The sequence below is a fragment of the Gillisia xinjiangensis genome (assembly GCF_046298265.1).
GTDB lineage: Bacteria > Bacteroidota > Bacteroidia > Flavobacteriales > Flavobacteriaceae > Gillisia > Gillisia xinjiangensis.
Map to the genome: position 1 here is coordinate 1 of NZ_JBKAHK010000030.1, position 887 is coordinate 887.

Here is an 887-nt window from a genome sequence, read left to right on the forward strand (position 1 = left end):
ATCATAAGTCACGTCATTGCTGAACAATGGGGTGCCGGTATAATCTACATCAGTTGTTGCAGTCACATCCGTTACGCTAAACGCATAGGTCTCATCCGTAGCCGAAGCCGTGGTCATCGTTACCGTATGAACTAAATCAGATCCTTCTGTTGCTGTCGCATCCGTTACACTTTGTACCGCTGCCGTATCATCATCCTGGATTGTTCCTGTGGCTTCGATTCCACCTACACTTAACGTATAAGTCTCATCGTTTTCATCCAACAAGTCTGTTAATCCTGGGAAGGTAACCGTAAATTCTGTTACCCCTGCAGGTACGGTGATGGTCATCGTGATCGGATCATAAGTCACGTCATTGCTGAACAATGGGGTGCCGGTATAATCTACATCAGTTGTTGCAGTAACATCCGTTACGCTAAACGCATAGGTCTCATCCGTAGCCGAAGCCGTGGTCATCGTTACCGTATGGGTCAAGTCTGTGCCTTCTATTTCTGTCGCATCCGTGATCGCCTCTACCGCCGCCGTATCATCATCCGTAATCGTTCCTGTGGCTTCGATTCCACCTACACTTAACGTATAAGTCTCATCGTTTTCATCCAACAAGTCTGTTAATCCTGGGAAGGTAACCGTAAATTCTGTTACCCCTGCAGGTACGGTGATGGTCATCGTGATCGGATCATAAGTCACGTCATTGCTGAACAATGGGGTGCCGGTATAATCTACATCAGTTGTTGCAGTCACATCCGTTACGCTAAACGCATAGGTCTCATCCGTAGCCGAAGCCGTGGTCATCGTTACCGTATGGGTCAAGTCTGTGCCTTCTATTTCTGTCGCATCCGTTACACTTTGTACCGCTGCCGTATCATCATCCTGGATTGTTCCTGTGGCTT

The 887-nt window shown here is 47.7% G+C and carries 1 protein-coding gene; it reads right to left on the reverse strand.

Annotated elements, in window-relative coordinates; all coding sequences use genetic code 11:
- On the reverse strand, positions 1-887 hold an 887-nt coding region (locus tag ACKGJN_RS16285), incomplete at both ends, for a hypothetical protein (RefSeq protein WP_409540621.1).